Consider the following 745-nt stretch of genomic DNA (forward strand, 5'->3'; position numbering starts at 1 on the left):
TATGTGATCTTCACGTCGGGTTCGACGGGTCGTCCGAAGGGTGTGGCGGTGCCGCATCGGGCGGTGGCGAATCAGTTGGTGTGGAAGGTCGCGGCGTTCGGGTTGGGGCCGGATGATGCGGTGTTGCTCAAGACTGCGGCGACGTTCGATTTGTCGGTGTGGGAGTTCTGGTCGGCGTTGGTTTCCGGTGGCCGGTTGGTGGTGGCGGAGCCGGAGGGTCATCGGGATCCGGCGTATCTGGTGGGGTTGATGCGGTCGGCGTCGGTGTCGACGTTGCATGTGGTGCCGTCGATGCTCGAGGCGTTGCTGGCGGAGGTATCGGTGTCGGGGTCGGGTGTGTTGGCTCCGTCGTTGCGTCGGGTGTTGGCGATCGGTGAGGCGTTGCCGGGGTCGGTGGCGCAGCGGTTCCGGTCGGTGAATCCTGGTGTGGGGTTGTTCAATTTGTATGGTCCGACCGAGGCTGCGGTGTCGGTGACCTGGCATGAGGTGTCGGCTGCGGATGTGGCGGGTGTGCCGATCGGGGTGCCGGAGTGGAATGTGTCGGCGTTTGTGCTCGATGAGCGTTTGCGTCCGGTGCCGGTGGGTGTTGCGGGTGAGTTGTATCTGTCGGGTGTGCAGTTGGCTCGGGGGTATTTCGGTCGTCCGGAGTTGACGGCGGATCGGTTCGTGGCGAATCCCTTCGGTGCCGGGGCGAGCGGAGCGACGGGGGGTGTCACTGCCGGGGCGAGCGGAGCGACGGGGGGTG

1 protein-coding gene is annotated in these 745 nt (G+C 65.8%); it reads left to right on the top strand.

All coding sequences use genetic code 11. From position 1 onward, the window contains the following. Positions 1 to 745: AMP-binding protein (locus tag RZ1_RS29500; RefSeq protein WP_139282089.1), on the top strand; the 745-nt coding region annotated here is incomplete at both ends.

It is taken from the genome of Rhodococcus zopfii NBRC 100606 = JCM 9919 (assembly GCF_001895025.1).
In the GTDB taxonomy this organism is placed as follows: domain Bacteria; phylum Actinomycetota; class Actinomycetes; order Mycobacteriales; family Mycobacteriaceae; genus Rhodococcus; species Rhodococcus zopfii.